Genomic DNA, 241 nt, shown 5'->3' with positions numbered 1-241 from the left:
GTGCAAAGCGGCAAGAATCGCGCCCGCGACTTCACCCACGGCAAGCCCAGCCATTTTGTGATCATGGGTATTGTGTTCACCGCTGTGTTCTGGGTCAGCCACCAGTAAATAGCCCTTCAGCCTGCAATCTCTCCCACCTTGGCCGGCTTCAAACCCCGGCCAGGTGCAGCACCAGCTTGACGATGCCGAACAGCGTCAGGGCAAACACCGCGGTGAACACAATACCCATGATCACAAAATG

At 56.8% G+C, this 241-nt stretch carries 1 protein-coding gene; it reads left to right on the top strand.

The annotated features are described in order from the left end of the window. Window positions 1-108 (top strand): DUF2970 domain-containing protein, encoded by a 108-nt coding sequence (locus AC0L3U_RS40090; protein WP_473365223.1) that lies wholly within the window; start codon window positions 1-3, stop codon window positions 106-108. The last annotated feature ends 133 nt before the right edge of the window (window positions 109-241 follow it).

It is taken from the genome of Bradyrhizobium sp. Kon69, assembly GCF_055807515.1.
Note: the sequence above shows the minus strand (reverse complement) of the source record. Positions and strands in the feature narration are given on the sequence as shown.